Genomic DNA, 18,031 nt, shown 5'->3' with positions numbered 1-18,031 from the left:
AGAAGACTCGAAATCGGTGCATTTGACCGGTTTTGCCCTCGTTTGCTTGATAACTTACATGCGATAGTTCTCTACTCCACGTGTCTTGGTACCTGCCAAATAGCCCAATCTCACCTCTTCATGCCTTCGATAGGCAAAACGGAGGATAATTCGACACGGGTTATCCGCATACCCGCGCTAACGCCTAAAAAAGGCAACCCCTATCGCAAAGCACACAACGTCCCCAGCGACGGTAATCAGCCGGAAAACAGCCGCAGCGATCAGGGCTGAACCGGGTGTCGTAGCGCCACTTAAAATTGCGATGAACGCGGCTTCGCGAGGGCCTAAACCGCCTGGCGCACCAGGCGTCGCGTACCCAATCAGCCAAGAGACAACAGCGGCAAGCGCCGCGACACCTATTGGGACATCGTCGATTGCGCTCAGGACCCAGGCGGCGACGGAGCTCATACCCAGAAGAAATGCGATCGCAAGAAACGAAATCAAGAGCAAAGCAGAGAGTGTGAGGCTCTGCTTGACGGCAAAAAAAACCAGTACCAGGGATAGCAGAACAGCGATTGAAATCGTAAGCATAGGCCAGACAGGGCCAATGGCTTCGAACGGTAGAATGCCAAAAGGCACGAACCAAACACCAGTTACCAAGATCACCAAAGCGGCAACGGGTAAGCAAATCAGTTCCACCAAGGTTGCCATGGCCAACTGCTTGTCGCTCAGCGTCCCGCCGCGCAGCAAAACAGCGCGTCCCAAAAGGTGGACAACATTGCCGGGTACGTATCGCGCGATTTGAGAGAGAGTGAATGACCGATACGTCCGGCGGCGCGGCTCGGGTCCGAATAGTTGCACGATGCGGTGCCACATCTCGGCCAGCACAAACAGCAACGCTGAATATAGAGCAACCATCACTGCGCAGCGTATTAAGAACCCCTCGGGTGGATCGAAGCTGATCAGCGCGTCCCAATTACGTGCAATCTCGCGTCCGATGAAAATGACGGACAGCGCCAGAACCAGCAGGCCAAGCCCGCGCACCAGTCTTCGACGTAGCACCTTATCCTTGAGCAGATGCGCCACCGGCATCGGCCTATCCCGCCGGTTCGGCGCGCAGGATCGAGGTCTGATCTGGATAAGGCAAGGTCGGAACCAGCCCGCGCAACCTGGTTTCGGACAACCCGCAATCTTTGATCGATTGGCGGTAGCGCGCGCGATGAGAATTGTCGAACACGATGATCCCATCCGGTGCCAGCTTGGGGATTGCATGTTTCAAGCAGGCTGGACGCGCGCGACCATCCACGACGATCAGATCAAAAAGCCCATCTTCGTCATCTATTGCAATGGCATAGGCTGTAAAATTTGCCCGAGAACCATTGGCTTTTTCTGAAAGATACAGAGCGTCAGCGGGCGCATCACTACTTGCCTCAACCAGTTTGACCTCGGTGGTGCACAAGCCCTCGATCATAGGCAGTTTGGCAGTGACGGCCTTGTACCAAGGCGCGTCATGTTCAACGCTGATCACGGATGTCGCGCGACGGGCCAGCCAAACTGTACTGGCGCCCGATCCATATTCTAAAACGCGAACCGGACGGGAAGCCAGGAATGCGTCCACCTGCTCGATAGCGTCGTAGGTCCACCATGGCACGTCGAGGTTGACCATCGCATCAATATCGTAGATTGCGAACAGGCTGGACATCCAATGCCAGCCGCGCCCTTTGTCACGCCGCCGCTCCAGAAATCCTGCAAGCCCGGTTACCTGGGCCAGCGCCGCCAAGATGCGCAACAGGCTAACATAGATAGACTTTAGCAAACGCATCCTGATCTTAACCCTCCAAATCGGTCGGTGCCCGGCAGATCACGGGCATCTGGTCGGACGGCAGCCCTACGCCTTCGGCCAAACCAATACAGTAGCCGTTGCTCCATGGCGCGAAGAAACTGCCTTCGATCTCGCGGAACATAGCGGTGTACTGAAACGTGGCCATCGCAGTGACTGTCGTTCCAATCAGCGCCGCGGCAAAAACCAGTCGTTTGAAGATGCCTGGCTGATGACCGTTCGAAACACCCGCCAAAACGCGGGATATCCCCAGAAAGCTCAGGAACGCGATGAGCGGCCACAGATCAAAACGGTATCTCAGCGTGATCGTCCCATAAGATAGTGTGACCAGAACGCCAACCAACAAACCGGCGGCCAGCACCAGATGGTCTACACGCCTGACCTGCGTCAAACCGATGGCTGCGAATCCGAACCAAATCAACCAAAGCCACAAAAGCCCGTAACGTGGCCCTTCGACCCTGATATACCCTAGACGATCTTCGGTCGCCCGTTGGAATAGGTTGTACATCGCCATCGAAGGGCGATGCGTCAGTTCCAGAGCAGGCAGGTCAAACGCATACAATCCTGCATTCGGTGGAATACGCCCAACATTAAATCGGCCATGTTCGGTAAATGCCTGCGCACGTGGGGAGTCCTGAGGCTCTATCCCCCAGAAAACCGTACCATATTGGGTTTCGCTTACCTCGAACGATCCATGGACTTCGGCAGCGCCGCCAAATCTGAGGGTGTTCAAGCCCAGATAGAGCAGCCCCCCGGCCCCCAGAATTGCTCCGGCAACCAACGCAGGCAGCAGCAGTCGCACACCGTGTTTAATCACGTTCCAACCGCACAGGGCGGTCAGAGCCACATACAGTCCAATCGCCAGGTTCGGGCGGGCATGCACCGTGATCGCTGCACACAAAGCCAATACCGAAAACGCCAACAGAGGATGCAACTTGTCCTGACTAAAGCGCACCCAAACCGCCACAAAGGCACCCGCCGCGCCATATGCCAGCGCGATAGGTTCGTGATAGAGGGATTGGTTGACCACAAGCAGGGTCGCAGGTCCGCAAACCCACAAAGCCGCGGCAAAAAAGACTGCCCAACCCTGTGCATTCCTTTGTACCGGTGTCGCGGTTTTAGCAATCAGATCTTTTAGCGCCACCTGATAACCCAGTGTTCCAAGTGCGGTCCAAAACCAGATCGAAAACCCGGCCATCGTGATCCACTCGAACGGCCAGGCCCAACCGAACAAAAAGCGCAGAAGCAACGGCCCTGCCCCGTGATAAAGATAACCTTGAGCGTCGGGTGTATAATGTCCCTCGAACCGCAATAGCCGGGGTGGCAGATCAAAATGCCCGTTCAGGATGGCGTGATAATAGCCATCATAGATTGCGCCCCCGAAAAACGGATCAGGGTACAGGCCCGGCGCAAGCCAACACAAAACCGCAAGGTAGGCTGCTCCGGCAAAGGCAACCATTGCAAGCGGTCTGCTTGCCCAGAATGCCACAAATCCCGTTTGCGAAGCGTTATGCACGATCTGCATGCTCCGCCCTTTGCTCCAACTCCCGAACCCGGCGCAACGTCGCTTCGAGCAGGCGCCGGTTTGTGGCAATCGTTTCCGACAGGATCGCAATAATGATCGTGAAGTACCCCATCACCACAAAGGCACCGCCCAGAACAAGCGACTGAACTTTTCCGTCGCCATCCCCCATCAGATAGAAAAAGACGAACCGCGCGATCGGTATGATCCCGATCAGCAGCAGCACCAGCCCGATGGTGGCAAAGGCTTTGAGCGGGCGGTACATGACGTAACTGCGCAAGATGGTCCCCATCTGGCGCGAAATGAAGGACCGCATGGACTTGAACAGACGCGATGGTCGTTCGACCTGATTGACCTCAACAGGGACGGTCACGACGCTCAAGCCCGTCTGTCCAGCATGGATAAGTGTTTCGGTTGTGTAGCTGAATTTGGTCATGACATTGATATGCAACGCCGCATCGCGCGAATAGGCGCGAAACCCCGAAACGGCATCGTTCACCTCTAGCCCCGCAAAGCCCGAAACAACGCGGCTGCCAACCCGTTGCAATATCCGCTTAACGGGTGAGAACGATTGGTTTTCGCCGGGCTTCCGATCTCCGACGACCACGTCAGCCTTCCCAGCCAGAATGGGTGCAATCAGATCAGGGATGGATGCACCGGAATATTGGTTGTCACCATCCGTGTTAACGATGATATCCGCCCCCTGGGCCAAGGCATTGTCGATCCCTATCTGAAACGAACGAGCAAGCCCTTTGTTGCCGCGGTTGCGAACAACATGCTCAACACCAAGTTCTTTTGAGATCTCACTGGTGCGATCCGTTGATCCGTCATCAATGACCTGAAGCTCGACCACCCCCACGCCAGAGATATCGCGCGGGATGTCGCGAATGACGGCAGGTAAGGTTTCTTCTTCATTCAGACACGGAATCTGAACCACCAGCTTGGGAAGCGCCTTTAGCGTCATTTTGTTCACTCTACCTGCCCGACACGACATTCTGCGATCGCCTGGCGAGTGTTGTCTATTTTCTCTGAGTTGTCACCATCGGCCCAAGAAGCCGAAACCCAACTGCGACCTGATTGCACTGCAGATGACGCCAGGGCCTTAGCCAAGCCCACGAAACACAGGTTACGTTAACAAAGAGGACGACATATTAATCATTGTGTCACAATCGCGCCCAAAACTGTCATGATATTGTAATAGTTCTGCCAGTTTCGCTGTGTAGTTCAACCTTATCCGATCGATCAGTTTACTAGTCAGATTTTAACGAGGGGGTTCATGGTCGGCCAAGGGGGTGGGCATAGTGAGTCCCCATTTTGCGACCATTATGCTCACCCTACCACATAGCCGGGAAGATCAATCCAATTTGTTTCTCTGAGAATGCGGTGTCACACCAAAGCTTGACCTGTACACGCGCGAGAAATGGCCCGGATTTTCAAATCCGCAGGCGAACGCGACCTCGGTAATCGAGGCTTCGGTCTGCAATAGCAGCTTTTGTGCACGCTCCAGCCGCATCTCCATCAGGTATTTCTTGGGTGAGGTGTTCAGGTATTTTCCGAACAAACGTTCAAGCTGGCGCGTTGAGATTCCCAGCCTCTCCGCAATCTCAGACGGCGACACCGGCGTTTCGATACTGTCGCGCATGATCTCTATCGACCTGGCCAGGTGGGCGTTGCGCATACCGTTGCGCGACTGCAGCGAAACGCGTTGCTTTGCGGTTGCATTGCGCACCGCATTGTAGACCATCTGATCCGCCACCGCGACGGCCAGCTCAGCCCCGTGGTCGCGTTCGATCAGATGCAACATCAAATCAGCGGTCGCGGTGCCTCCCGAGGCGGTGATATGCTTCTCATCCGCGACAAAAACACTGCGCACCAGATTGACCTCTGGAAAGGCTTCCATAAAGGCATCGTGGTATTCCCAGTGAATCGCAGCCTGCATCCCGTCCAGAAACCCTGCTTTGGCCAGCACCCAAGCGCCCGAGCACAAGGCACCGATGGATGTGCCCTGTGCGCGCTCACGCCTAAGCGTTGCCAGCAAAGGCCGTGTAACGTGATTGCGCATGTGAATGCCTGACAAAACAAACAGTTGGTCAGTTTTGGGTAGGTCCTCCAGACCGCCATGAACCAACGTGACCAGCCCATTTGAACAGACCGCGCGCTCGCCGTCTTCGGAAATCATAGACCAATCATACAGCTGCTCTTCACTGACCCAATTCGCGATGCGCAGCGGTTCCACCGCGCATGAAAACGCGAGGTGGGAAAACTCCTCGACCAAAATAAAGGTGATATGCCGCGTCTGGCGCATTGGGGCTTCCACTCGAAAGGCCGATTCCGGCCGGATTTGTCACCGATGGTTCATGCTGCATTATTTTTTACTGTATACAAGTTGTATTTTTTACGCATACACATCTGAGGTGAGAAGTCCCTGATTCGAATACTTCTAAGTCACGGAGATCAGATGAAAGACGATCCCAAATCTCGCAAAACCGAGTTGATGGAGCATTTGAAAGTCTCGATCCTGACATTGCGCCTACAGCCCGGCACGGACCTGGATGAGGCGCTTCTGTCGGATGAATTTGGCCTGTCCAGAACCCCTTTGCGCGAAGTATTCAGGCAATTGGGGGGCGAAGGCTATCTAGAGCTGCGCACCAATCGCAGCGCGCGGGTGTCCGAGATGTCTTACACCACCTTGCGCGACTTCTTTCTGGCCGCCCCCATGATTTATGGCGCGGTGTTGCGATTGGCGGCCAGCAATGCGACGCCTGCCCAAATCGAAGACCTGAAAACGGCACAGCTGGCCTTCAAATCAGCCCTCCGCACTGGTTCGGCAGCGGATCGCGCACTCGCCAACAATCGTTTTCATGAATTGACCGGAGAGATGTCGGGGAACGTCTACCTGCTGCCGTCCTTCAACAGGCTGTTGATTGATCACGCCCGGATCGGGATGACGTTCTATAGGCCACAAACCGCAAAAATGTCCGAAAACCTATCGGAAGCCAGCACCCAGCATGACGCCATCATCGCCGCCATCGAGGCAGGCGATGAGGCGGCTGCTGCGCAGCTGGCCGACGAGCACTGGAACCTATCCCGCGATCAGATCGAACTGTTCGTGATGCCAGACGCATTGGATGTGCCATTGGGCCTGTCCCCGCTTTCGAAACCCGCATGAGGACCGAATGAACCCGATTTTCAAGTTTGAGGGGATTTATACCCCGGTGGTCACACCCTATCACGACGATGGCAGTGTAAATTGGGACGCGCTGGCGCAAGTGATCGAATACCTGATCGAACATGGCGTACATGGCCTGATCTCAGGCGGTTCGACTGGCGAAAACTATGCGCAAACCGTTGAAGAACGGTTGGAGCTTGCGCGGTTTACGCATGACCGACTGAAAGGTCGTGTGCCGCTGGTCGTTGGGACCGGTGCGATGCTGACGCCGGACTCAATAGCTTTGGCGACGGGTGCGCGCGAAATCGACGCTGATGCTATTTTGTTGGCCAGCCCTCCCTACTCGGTGCCCACAGATCGTGAAAATGCGCTCAATGCTCTGGCCATCGACAAGGCCGCTGACTTGCCGGTGATGCTGTACAACTATCCCCATCGGACCGGCACGATGATGGGCGAAGAGTTTCTGGACCGCGTTGGGGGCAGTCGGAATTTTTGTGGCATCAAGGAAAGCTCGGGCGATATCAACCGGGTGCATCTGCTGGCGCGGGATTACCCGCATATTCAACTGGGGTGCGGCATGGATGATCAGGCGCTGGAATTCTTCGCCTGGGGCGCGCCATTCTGGGTCTGCGGCGGATCAAACTTCCTGCCGGTCGAACATGTTGCGCTGTATCAGGCCTGTGTGATCGAAGGTAACTTTACCAAGGGCCGCCGGATCATGTCGGCCATGATGCCACTGATGCGGGTGTTGGAACAGGGCGGCAAGTTCATCCAGACCATCAAGCATGGTGTGACCATGAACGGGATCGACGCAGGCACAATGCGGGCGCCTCTGAAAGGTCTGAACAAGGATGACAAGCGCGCGTTGGAACAGGTGACGCGCGTACTGAAAAAGAAAATCGCAGATATTGTAGCGGAGGGTTAAGGCATGGAACTGCTGACATTGGACGAATACAAATCCATCGCTGCAGGTCTGACCCTGCCCACCGGAGCCTTCATCGACGGTGCATTCCGCCCGGCAATCTCGGGCGACACTTTTGAGACAGTGAACCCTGCCACCGGCGACAAGCTGGCCGATATCGCGGCGTGCGGTGCGGCGGATGTGGACTTTGCCGTCGCAAAGGCGCGTGAGGCATTTGACGATGGGCGCTGGTCCAAACTGCACCCCTCCGACCGCAAGGATGTGTTGATCCGGCTCTGCAAACTAATGACACGCAATGCGAGGGAACTGGCGGTGATGGAAAGCATCGATAGCGGCAAGACCATCTACGATTGCGAAACCGTGGACCTTCCCGAGTCAATCCATTGCCTGAAATGGCATGCCGAAGCGATTGATAAGATCTACGATCAGGTCTCGCCCGCCAGTGATGACCACATTGCCATGGTGGTGCGTGAACCGATTGGGGTTGTGGGGCTGGTACTGCCTTGGAACTTCCCTTTGCTTATGCTGGCGTGGAAGATCGGACCTGCTTTGGCAGCAGGCTGTTCGGTAGTAGTGAAACCAGCAACTGAAACAACGCTGACGGCCCTGCGCCTGGCCGAACTGGCGATGGAAGCGGGCCTTCCGCGGGGCGTTCTGAACATCGTTCCGGGCGGTGGCCCAGAGGTTGGAGAACCCATCGGGCGGCATATGGATATCGATATGGTGTCCTTCACAGGCTCGACCGTGACCGGCAAACGCTTCTTGACCTATTCCGCCGAAAGCAACGCCAAAGAGGTGGTGCTTGAGATGGGAGGCAAGAACCCCGCGATCGTAATGGAGGATGCCGAAAACCTCGACCGCGTGGCGGCCCATGTGGTGAACGGCGCGTTCTGGAACATGGGCGAAAATTGCTCGGCCTCATCGCGGCTGATTGTGCACAAGGATGTAAAGGCAGAGTTGCTGGAACGCATCGCGCATCACGCCAAGCAGTGGAATATCGGCGATCCGTTGGACCCGGAAACACGGTTGGGCGCATTGGTCAGCGAAGGGCACTACACCAAGGTATGCGGGTATTTGGATCAAGCCGAGAATGTGGTTATCGGTGGCAAAGCTGCAGATGGCTTTGTCGAGGCTACAGTGGTCGAGGTTCCCGGAAACGATGCTACCCTGGCGCGCGAGGAGATATTTGGCCCCATCTTGTCGGTGATCGAGGTATCCGGCTTCGACGAAGCCGTCAAAATCGCCAATGACACGGATTATGGCCTCTGCGCTTCAATCTTCACAGCCAACGCCAAACGCGCCATTCGCGGCGCGCGGGCAATCCGTGCGGGTACGGTTACGGTGAACAGCTTCGGCGAGGGTGATATCACAACGCCCTTTGGTGGCTACAAGCAATCAGGCTTTGGTGGGCGCGACAACTCGGTTCATGCCCACGATCAGTACACCCAGCTTAAGACCATCTGGATTGATCTGGCTGATGATGCGGACGAGGCCGTGGATTGACGCGGTTCGAGGCCAAACGGCTTCCTCGGCAAACAGGTCCGGCCGGGTGGAACGCTATTCTGCCCCCTAGGAAGGCTTTGCCAGCGCTCAGCGAGGACTTGAGCGCTGATGTCACCATCGTCGGTGGTGGCTTCGCGGGGCTCAACGCGGCGCGGCGTCTGCATCAGATCGACCCGTCGCTCAGGGTTGTCTTGCTTGAGGCCGGGCATATTGCCGAAGGGTCCGCTGGTCGCAATTCAGGGTTCATGATCGATCTGCCGCATGATCTGGCCTCGGATAATTATGCAGGCGATGCGTTGGAATCGGATCGCGCTGCCATCGCGCTGAATCGCAAAGCCATCGCCTTTGCGACCCATGTTGCCACCGAATGCGATCTGCCGCAGGAAGCCTTTGATCCATGCGGCAAGTTCAATGCAGCCGCAACACCCGGCGGTGACGCCCACAACCTGGAGTTCGCCGAGCATCTGAAGAAGCTGGGCGAGCCACATACGCTGTATGATCGCCAGCAGATCAGCGAGATCACCGGCAGCCCTCATTACACCTCAGCGCTTTATGCACCTGGAACGGTGATGATCCAACCGGCAACCTATGTGCGTGCTTTGGCTAAGACGTTGTCGGAGCTGGTGCGGATATTCGAACGCTCTCCGGTCATTGCGTTCGAGAGGCAAGGCAACGGGTGGCTTGTTCGGACGCCCAAGGCAAAGGTCACCACCGGCAGCATTATTCTGGCCAATAATGGCCATCTCGAAAGCTTCGGATTCTATGCCCGGCGCCTGATGCATATCTGTCTCTACGCGTCACTGACGGAACCGATGACGCCCGAACAGATCAAAACGCTCGGCGGACAATCACGCTGGTCTGTTACACCTGCGAACCCAATGGGTACATCGGTCAGGCGCGTTTCAGGCAGCTATGGCGACCGTATTTTGGTCCGCACATCCTCTAGCTTTCATCCTGATCTTGAGACATCTGAGGCGCGGCTAAGCAAGGCTGGCCGCGTGCATGATCGTAAGTTCCGCGAACGGTTCCCACACCTACCCGATCTGCAGATGGAGCATCGTTGGGCCGGGATGTTGTGCCTCAGCCGGAACGGATCCGCTGCGTTTGGGGAGCTTGAAAGTGGTGTCTATTCGGCCTGCTGTCAGAACGGACTGGGCATCGCACGCGGGACGCTACAAGGCATGGGCGTGGCAGAACTCATCCTGCAGGGCAAATCCGAAATCGCCGATCATTTCACCGCACAGCCCACGCCCCCACGCCTACCGCCGGAACCCCTCGCGTCAATTGGCGCAAACAGCTACCTCAAGTGGAAAGAGTGGCGCTCGGGCAAAGAATAACCCGTCAAGGCAAGCTCAGCTTTGCCATCCTACCCCCATCCACTGTATAAACCTGCCCAGTGATAAAGGACGCATCGTCCGATGCCAGAAACGCGACCAAGGCCGCAACCTCTTTGGGCTGTCCTGTGCGACCGACCGGATGAATGCCGCCTATGTTGCTACGAAACGCATCGGGATCAGGCATCGAGTCAATATAGTCCAGATTCAGATCGGTATCGATCCAACCGGGCGCAATCGCGTTGCATCGGATACCATCCTTCCCATGATCGACAGCAACCGCACGGGTCAGGCCATGCAACCCCGCCTTTGACGCGCAATAGGCGGCATGACCCGGGTTGCTGCCCAGCCCCTCAATCGATCCGGTATTCACAATGGAACCCTGCGTTTTGCGCAGGTGCGGCAGCGCGGCTTTGATCATCAAGAAAGGCGCCGTCAGGTTGACAGACAGCGTGCGCTGCCAGTCTTGCAAGCTCATCGCTTCAACCGACGCCTCCTGCATCATACCTGAATTGTTGACCAGAACATCCAGACGTCCGGCCTTGGCGATGACTGCGTCAATCACGCGCTGCGGCGTAGCGGGATCGGTGAAATCTGCGGTGATCCCTTCGAAATCATCATCCGCCCCGCGTTGTGCCGTAAAAACGCGCGCGCCTTCTTGTTGCAGCCGTATCGCGACAGCGCGGCCAATGCCGCTGCGACCGCCTGTAACCAGCGCAGTTTTACCTTCAAATCGTGTCATGAAACAGGTTTGCCTCCGTTCACTTCGACCAACGTGCCGCACACATAGCGCGACGCGTCTGACACAAGGAACAGTACGACATCGGAAATGTCTTCGGGCTCGGCGATCCGACCCAATGGTACGGTTTGCCCCAGTCCCGCCACCGCTGTGTCCGGATCAAATCCCCGTTTTTCAAAGCCAGAGCGCAGCATCGGCGTATTCACTTCGTTCGGACAAACCGCATTGATGCGAATGCCCTGGTGCGCGTGATCCATCCCCATACATTGGGTCAAGGATGCAATGGCCGCCTTGGTCATGCAATAGACCGCATGATTAGGCCCCGGACGCAAACCCCAGCATGAGGCCGTGTTGACGATAGCTCCGCCCCCGGCATTGGCCAAGATCGGGATTGCGGCGCGGCAGATGCGAAACGGGGCCTCGACATTTACACCCAGCGACAATGACCAATCATTGTCTGACGTCTCAGTAACGGATCCGCGTGTTATGACACCGGCATTGTTTATGACGATGTCCAAACCGCCCAAAGCCGAAGCCGCCGCACTTGGTAGACCATCCGTATAATCGGGGTCTAAAAGATCCCCAGGCAAATACGCTTCAGCGCCGATCTCGTCGACATCTCGATCCGCCACTGCGATACGAGCACCCGCGTCGCGCAAACGCTGCACCAAGGCCATGCCAATTCCACCTGCAGCACCCGTTACAAGCGCCGATTTTCCGTTCAATTCCATATTCTCATCCAATACATCAGGCCAATGTCAACCATACGCCGCTCCGATCTTTTTCAGCTTCTGCGAGCTTCACATCTGCCGCCAAGACCTGATTAAAAAAGAGCCCGCCTATGTGCAGGCGGGCCAGGTCGGGGAGATTGCTTAGTAGCTTTGATTCAATTCATCCGCTGCCGGTATCTCTCGCTCACGCCGTGCAATATAGTCCAGCAACTCTTCATTCTTGGCGATATCCAGCGTCGGTTCTTGATACTCGGCCAACAATTTACGCGCATGGTTCAGGGCACGTTCGGTAATCTCAACTTCACCTTCGGCCACCCATTGTTCGATCGAGTTGTTGTCAAACATCTCAGGCATGAAGAAAGCCGTCTGGAAATTGTCCTGCGTATGCGGATGGCCCAGATAGTGCCCGCCGGGTCCGACGTCTGGAACCGCGGCAAGCGCTTCGTCAAAATCACCCCACTTTGGCCCCTCGGCCATGCGATAGGCCATCGCGCATTGCTCGGCATCGACGATGAATTTGGCAATGGAACAGTGCATCCCGGCCTCGTTCCACCCGGCGCTGTGCCAGATATAGTTCGCGCCCGCATGAATGACCGCGCTCAGCGTTGTGGCCGACTCATACCCCGCCTGCGCATCAAAGGTCTTGGCCCCGCCCAAGGTGTTCGATGTACGCCAAGGCACGTCGTAGTATCGCGCCATCTGACCGATCATGAAGTTCATCAGGCTGATTTCCGGCGTGCCAGCCATCGGGGCGCCGGACTTCATGGACACGGTCGACAGATAATGGCCATAGATCGCCGGAGCCCCTTTGCGGATCACTTGCGTGTAAGCCAACGCACTCAGCGCCTCGGCATTCAGCTGTGCGACCGTGGCGGGAACGGAGGCAGGCGTGTTGGCCCCGCCCAAAACGAACGGAGAGCATAAAACCGGCTGATTGCGACGACAGAAGGCACGCATCGCCCCCAGCATTGTCTCATCCCAGACCAACGGCGAGTTGCCGTTGCAATTCCCGGTGGTGACCGGGTGTTGCTCAAGAAAATCTTCGCCAAACAGGATCGCGCACATGTCCATCACATCCTCGGCGTTCTTGGGCGAGGTGGTCATGCCCATGAACGTCTTGTCCGAGTGTTTCATCGACGAATAGGTGATACGCAGATGCCGTTGGCTGATCGGGTGATCATACGGTTCGACGATGTGATGCGCCGAGGAATGCAACGCGGGCATCATGTGGCTGAGTTTGTGAAACACTGCCAAATCGTCCAGCGTTGGATTCCTTCGCACATCGTCCAGATCGCGCAGGAACGGTGCACCGGTCATAGGCACAAAGATCGAGTGCCTTCCCCCCAGCCGCACGTTCTTATTCGGATCACGCGCGTGATATGTGAAATCCGACGGGATGGTTGCGAGCAACTCGCGCACGAGGCCACGATCTAGATAGACCAACTCACCTTCGACTTTGGCCCCTGCCCGCTTCCAGTCTTCCAGGGCAATCGGATCGCGGAACTGCACGCCTACGTTTTCAAGGATGTCCATCGATGCACTATCGATGCGCTCAACTTGGCTTCCGTCCATCACTTCGCACAGCGGGATGCCGCGGGTCAGTCCTGGCAGCATCTCGAAATTTGGAGCGGTACGTATGGCGCGGCGGGCCGAGCGCCCACCGGCACGTGTCGTAGTACGCATGTTCACGGGGCAATCCTCCTTCTTCCTGCTTACTTTGGCGGGGTCGACCGGGGATTACCTCTCTGATTGCGATATGTGATTGCAGGAAGCGACACGAAAAACGCCGCCCAAGGGGGCGGCGTTCTGGTTTTGTATATCAAGCTTGAAGCTTATTCAGCGGCCTGTGCACTTGCGGCTTCGTGTTTGTCGCGTTGACCGTCGCGGAACAGTGCCTTGGCCAGCGAGATACACATCAGCCCCATCACCATCGTGAACGGAAGCGCGCCGATGATCATAGCATTGCGCAAAGCGTCCATCGGATTGTTGTCACCTGCGGCCAGGATCAGCGCACCGATTACGGCCGTCAGGATGACACCCCAGATGATACGATGCTTGATCCCGGTTTCCTGGCTGCCACCCGACATGATGGTGTTCATCACCAGAATGCCCGAGTCCGCCGAGGTTACCAGGAAGGTCATGATCAGGATCACGCACATGACATTCAGCATGGACAGCAGCCCACCATCGATCATGTAGGACAGCGTCACAAACAGCTTGTTTGTGTTCGATGCACCAATGATCGCACCTTCGGCAGCGCCTGCCAGTTCCAGATCAATCGCAGTGCCACCCAGAACGGTCATCCATGCAAAGCACACCAGCGCCGGTGCGAAGACACAGCCCAAGATGAACTCACGCACCGAACGACCCTTGGAGATACGCGCCAGGAACAGGCCCACGAAGGGCGAGAACGCGATCCACCAGGCCCAGTAGAACGTGGTCCAACCAGCCTGCCATCCGAACTGGCGGCCCTGTTCACCAGCGGCATAGACTGCAGCCAGCGTCTCGGCATCCAGCTCGGCGGCTGCACCTGTCAGGCTATCCTTGAAGCCATCAAAGCTGCCCCAGGCATTGGTCGCACCAGCCATCAGATCGCCAGCCATCGGCTGTGCCGCTTCCGGCAGACCAGCGGCGAAGGCATCCGCAGACATTGGACCATAGGCGCTAAAGCTCAGTGACAGGAAGTGAAGGATGTAGTCCACCATCGCTGTACCATAGGTGGTCATCGCGAAGACGAACGACCCAAACACAACAAATGTTCCCAACAGGATGATCGACAGAACCAGGTTGAGGTTCGACAAGTACTTAACCCCGCGCCCAACACCTGAAACCGCCGAGATGATCGACAGGCTCATGATGACCAGCAGACCCGAGATCAGACCCACTTTGCTTGGCGTCGGGACTTCGCCACCCAGGTCCATCACCCATTGCATACCGGTGATCGCGTATACACCATCGATGAATTGGCTGACGCCATATCCAATCGTCACCGAGACGCCGAGGATTGTCGCCACAACACCCAGTACGTCGACCACATGACCCAGGAACCCGTTCATCAGGCGACCGAACAAGGGTGTCAGCGCCGACCGGATGGTCAGTGGCATGTTGCGGGTATAGGCGTAGTAAGCCAGCGACAGGCCGGTCACCACGTAAATGGCCCAGGCATGGAAACCATAATGCAGGTAGGTAAAGCGATAAGCCGACTGCAGCGCTTCGGGGCTGTTACCCTCGACCGCGCCCGAGACAACAACGGGGTTCGATCCCCACAGGCCGAGCGGTTCAGCCGTTGCAAAGACCATCAGCCCGACGCCCAAACCGGCGCCGAACATCATCGAAAACCATGAGAAGTTTGAGAACTCGGGCCTTTCACCCGGTGTACCCATGATCCGCTTACCGGTTGATGGGATAATGGCGACGATCGCCAGGAAGAAGAAGAACAGGCCAACAATAATAACATAAAAACTATTGAAGCTTTCCAGCAAGCGACCGTTCCAGCTGCCCAATGTACTGTTGGCATTCGCGGGAAAAACCAGCGCCCACAGCACAAGGGCTACCATAATGCCCTTGCTGATCAGCGCAATCGGCACGCTGTAATTCTCATAGAAACCGGCATCTGCCGTTTCTATCTCAAGATCCGTGAATGGTTCAGGTACCGACATATCTCTCCTCCGTGTTGTCGATCCGAGGGGGCGGAGAGCTGCCGCAGGAGCGATGCCCTCTCATTATTCTTTAAGTTATCGTTTGCTTACTGCTTCCCAAGCCGTGTGTTCAGACGCGCCTACAGTTCTTGTTTTCTTGGAATACGCCCACGAGGCTTCACCGTTCCTTGATTCGCGATAGCGACAATTCAGACCCGCATTTTTAAGGTCGTTGGTGAAGCGGCCCACAGTTTCGGCGAGCGTGTTTCGTGTTCTCTGCCGAATGTGATCCAAGTTCTTCTGTTTGCGTAAAGCGCCCCTTGCTAAATTGTCGCACCAAAACCGACCTTTTTACAGGTTTAGACGACCCATGGATCGCGGTTCCGGCAATTTGCCGTATTCTCGATGCATCAATTGCTTTCTTTCAATGGCAAAAATTTTCATAGTCACGCGAACAAGACTAATCCGTAATCAGCCAGGTCCTGATGTCCCGACGCCACTATAAACTGCCGCCTCTTACCACCCTTGCTGCTTTCGAAGCCGCGGCGCGCCACCTCAGCTTTAAAAACGCCGCCGAAGAGCTTTCGGTGACGCCCGGCGCAGTCAGCCATCAAATCAAAGCACTCGAAGGGTATCTGGAGGCACCGCTGTTCCAGCGCAAACACCGCAGCGTTGATCTGACCGATGACGGCAAAGCATTGTACGAGGCGCTGTCGACCTCATTCGCCCGTATCTCAAAGACCCTGTCTACCATACGGGATCGCTCGCTTGGCGGAAAAGTGACCGTGGGCTCAACCACTGCCGTTGCAGCCCTTTGGCTGTCCCCATCGGTGATCAGGTTCTGGCGAGACGCGCCCGAGATCAGCGTTGATCAAATCTCGCAGGACCGGCCTTTTCGGGATCGCCCTGACCTGGATTTCTTTATCCGCTACGGGCGCGACAGTGACGCAAACTTGGACCACACCGCGCTTTATCGTGACAACCTGATCCCGGTCGGCAGCCCGGAATTGGCCGAGCGCCTGAACCGAACAGGGTTAAAGGATATTGCAGCCCAACGCCTGATACATCTTGATTCCGAAGACAACAGCTGGACCACATGGCCAGATTGGTTCCGCGAACTGGGTTATGAGGAACGACTGACATCCGAGGCGCGGGTCAACAGCTATTCGGTCGCTTTGCAACTGGCCCGTAAAGGGGCAGGTCTGGTTCTGGGGTGGCAGCGGTTGATTCAGCCTATGTTGCAGTCGGGCAAACTTGTTCCCATCGGCTCACATTATCTGACGGCACCCAACCAGTTTTACCTTGTCGGTCGGCCAGATGATGAGCTGTCCGACAACGCCCGAGCGCTCAAAGATTGGATCATTCAAGAGGTGCGCGAAGGGACGGTTTAATTCAACTCAACCTGTGATGAGGTTTTCTGATATTGATGAAAACCCATTCTGTCCGCCAATAGGTTTTGCAATGCAATCCAGCCGCAGGAGAGCCTGATGAACAAACATAGCCCGCTTTCGTCGGTTCTGGCCGATGTGAACACCGCCAACGGCCTGCCAAACGAACATTATGTCGACCCCGGCGTTTTCGCCGAGGAGCGGCAATCGGTTCTTTATGCAAACTGGTCCGGCATCGGATTTGGCAAAGACGTCCCAGAATCCGGCGATGCAAAACCGGTGGATTTTCTGGGCATGCCCCTGTTGATCGTCCGTGACCGTGATGGCGAGATTGGCGTGTTTCAAAACACCTGCCGCCACCGCGGGATGATCCTTGTGGATGCACCCAAGAAAATCGGCGGCGCTATTCGCTGCCCCTATCACAGCTGGTGTTACAGCCTGAAGGGAGAGTTGCGCGCGACACCCCATGTTGGCGGCCCTGGTCAGAACAAACATGAAGATGTCAAAAACGAAGACCTTGGGCTGGTGCGTATCCGTTCGCATGTCTGGCGCGATGTGATCTTTGTGAATGTCGACGGCAATGCTCCGACCTTTGAGGATGCGCATGGAGAATTGCTGGAACGCTGGAGAGAATTCGAAACTCCCCTGTTTCATGGCGGCGATGAATCCTCGTTGAAACTTGAGGTCAAAACCAACTGGAAGCTGGCGGTTGAAAACTATTGCGAAAGCTATCACCTGCCGTGGGTCCATCCGGGGCTCAACAGCTATTCCCGGCTGGAAGATCACTACAACATCGAAAAGCGCGGGCATTATTCGGGTCAGGGCACGTTGGTCTATCGGCAGTTGACCGATCAGGATGGCGCAACAATGCCTGATTTTCCGGGCCTCAGCGACAAATGGGATGAAGGCGCGGAATACATCGCTCTATACCCGAACGTCTTGCTGGGCGTTCAGCGCGATCACAGCTTTGCAATCATCCTGGAACCTGTCGATCAGGGCAATACGGTTGAGCATATCGAGCTCTACTATGCCAAAAGCGAGGCTGATACACCCGAACATGACGGGCTGCGCGCCTCGAATGCACAACTATGGAAAACCGTTTTCGAAGAAGACGTTTTTGTCGTCGAAGGCATGCAAAAAGGGCGACATGGTATGCTGTTTGATGGCGGCCGGTTCTCGCCAGCGATGGATGGCCCAACGCACAACTTCCACCACTGGGTGGCAACGCAGATCGAGAACGGACGCTCCGAATAATCTCGACATCGC

At 56.2% G+C, this 18,031-nt stretch carries 15 protein-coding genes; 6 read left to right on the top strand and 9 right to left on the bottom strand.

Annotation, left to right across the window (positions count from 1 at the left end; all coding sequences use genetic code 11):
• Positions 1–177: 177 nt before the first annotated feature.
• The 5 genes from ACR0KG_RS19410 to ACR0KG_RS19390 form a co-directional block, all read right to left on the bottom strand.
• Positions 178–1,071: a hypothetical protein gene (locus ACR0KG_RS19410; RefSeq protein WP_480828201.1), complete on the bottom strand. Its 894-nt coding sequence runs from the start codon at positions 1,069–1,071 to the stop codon at positions 178–180.
• A 4-nt stretch (positions 1,072–1,075) separates the two neighbouring features.
• Entirely contained in the window at positions 1,076–1,801 is a 726-nt protein-coding gene (locus ACR0KG_RS19405) for a class I SAM-dependent methyltransferase (RefSeq protein ID WP_480828200.1), read from the bottom strand.
• Between the two features lie 7 nt (positions 1,802–1,808).
• On the bottom strand, positions 1,809–3,344 hold the full coding sequence (locus ACR0KG_RS19400; RefSeq protein ID WP_480828199.1) for a hypothetical protein: 1,536 nt from the start codon (positions 3,342–3,344) through the stop codon (positions 1,809–1,811).
• Complete coding sequence (locus tag ACR0KG_RS19395; protein ID WP_480828229.1) at positions 3,328–4,305, bottom strand: glycosyltransferase family 2 protein; 978 nt, start codon at positions 4,303–4,305, stop codon at positions 3,328–3,330. Before ACR0KG_RS19395 ends, ACR0KG_RS19400 begins: the two co-directional genes overlap by 17 nt.
• Positions 4,306–4,695: 390 nt before the next feature.
• A complete protein-coding gene (locus ACR0KG_RS19390) occupies positions 4,696–5,646 on the bottom strand; it encodes a GlxA family transcriptional regulator (protein WP_480828198.1) in 951 nt (316 codons plus the stop codon).
• 153 nt (positions 5,647–5,799) lie between these two features.
• Between ACR0KG_RS19390 and ACR0KG_RS19385 the strand changes: the two genes are divergently transcribed.
• The 4 genes from ACR0KG_RS19385 (at position 5,800) to ACR0KG_RS19370 (ending at position 10,272) form a co-directional block, all read left to right on the top strand.
• Complete coding sequence (locus tag ACR0KG_RS19385) at positions 5,800–6,510, top strand: GntR family transcriptional regulator (RefSeq protein ID WP_480828197.1); 711 nt, start codon at positions 5,800–5,802, stop codon at positions 6,508–6,510.
• A gap of 7 nt (positions 6,511–6,517) precedes the next feature.
• Complete coding sequence (locus ACR0KG_RS19380; protein ID WP_480828196.1) at positions 6,518–7,435, top strand: dihydrodipicolinate synthase family protein; 918 nt, start codon at positions 6,518–6,520, stop codon at positions 7,433–7,435.
• 3 nt (positions 7,436–7,438) lie between these two features.
• On the top strand, positions 7,439–8,935 hold the full coding sequence (locus ACR0KG_RS19375; RefSeq protein WP_480828195.1) for an aldehyde dehydrogenase: 1,497 nt from the start codon (positions 7,439–7,441) through the stop codon (positions 8,933–8,935).
• Positions 8,936–9,033: 98 nt separating this feature from the next.
• On the top strand, positions 9,034–10,272 hold the full coding sequence (locus tag ACR0KG_RS19370) for an NAD(P)/FAD-dependent oxidoreductase (RefSeq protein ID WP_480828194.1): 1,239 nt from the start codon (positions 9,034–9,036) through the stop codon (positions 10,270–10,272).
• 4 nt (positions 10,273–10,276) lie between these two features.
• Here the strand turns inward: ACR0KG_RS19370 and ACR0KG_RS19365 are convergent, their stop codons facing one another.
• From ACR0KG_RS19365 to ACR0KG_RS19350, 4 genes are all read right to left on the bottom strand, one after another.
• Positions 10,277–11,011: an SDR family NAD(P)-dependent oxidoreductase gene (locus ACR0KG_RS19365; RefSeq protein ID WP_480828193.1), complete on the bottom strand. Its 735-nt coding sequence runs from the start codon at positions 11,009–11,011 to the stop codon at positions 10,277–10,279.
• Positions 11,008–11,739, bottom strand: a complete 732-nt coding sequence (locus ACR0KG_RS19360; protein WP_480828192.1) for an SDR family NAD(P)-dependent oxidoreductase — start codon at positions 11,737–11,739, stop codon at positions 11,008–11,010. Before ACR0KG_RS19360 ends, ACR0KG_RS19365 begins: the two co-directional genes overlap by 4 nt.
• Before the next feature lie 141 nt (positions 11,740–11,880).
• Complete coding sequence (locus ACR0KG_RS19355) at positions 11,881–13,422, bottom strand: trimethylamine methyltransferase family protein (RefSeq protein ID WP_480828191.1); 1,542 nt, start codon at positions 13,420–13,422, stop codon at positions 11,881–11,883.
• Between the two features lie 149 nt (positions 13,423–13,571).
• Positions 13,572–15,398 (bottom strand): BCCT family transporter, encoded by a 1,827-nt coding sequence (locus ACR0KG_RS19350; protein WP_480828190.1) that lies wholly within the window; start codon positions 15,396–15,398, stop codon positions 13,572–13,574.
• 464 nt (positions 15,399–15,862) lie between these two features.
• Between ACR0KG_RS19350 and ACR0KG_RS19345 the strand changes: the two genes are divergently transcribed.
• A complete protein-coding gene (locus ACR0KG_RS19345) occupies positions 15,863–16,768 on the top strand; it encodes a LysR substrate-binding domain-containing protein (RefSeq protein ID WP_480551284.1) in 906 nt (301 codons plus the stop codon).
• Between the two features lie 96 nt (positions 16,769–16,864).
• Complete coding sequence (locus ACR0KG_RS19340) at positions 16,865–18,019, top strand: aromatic ring-hydroxylating oxygenase subunit alpha (RefSeq protein WP_480551282.1); 1,155 nt, start codon at positions 16,865–16,867, stop codon at positions 18,017–18,019.
• Positions 18,020–18,031: the final 12 nt, after the last annotated feature.

The organism is Ruegeria sp. H4 (assembly GCF_056533065.1).
Note: the sequence above shows the minus strand (reverse complement) of the source record. Positions and strands in the feature narration are given on the sequence as shown.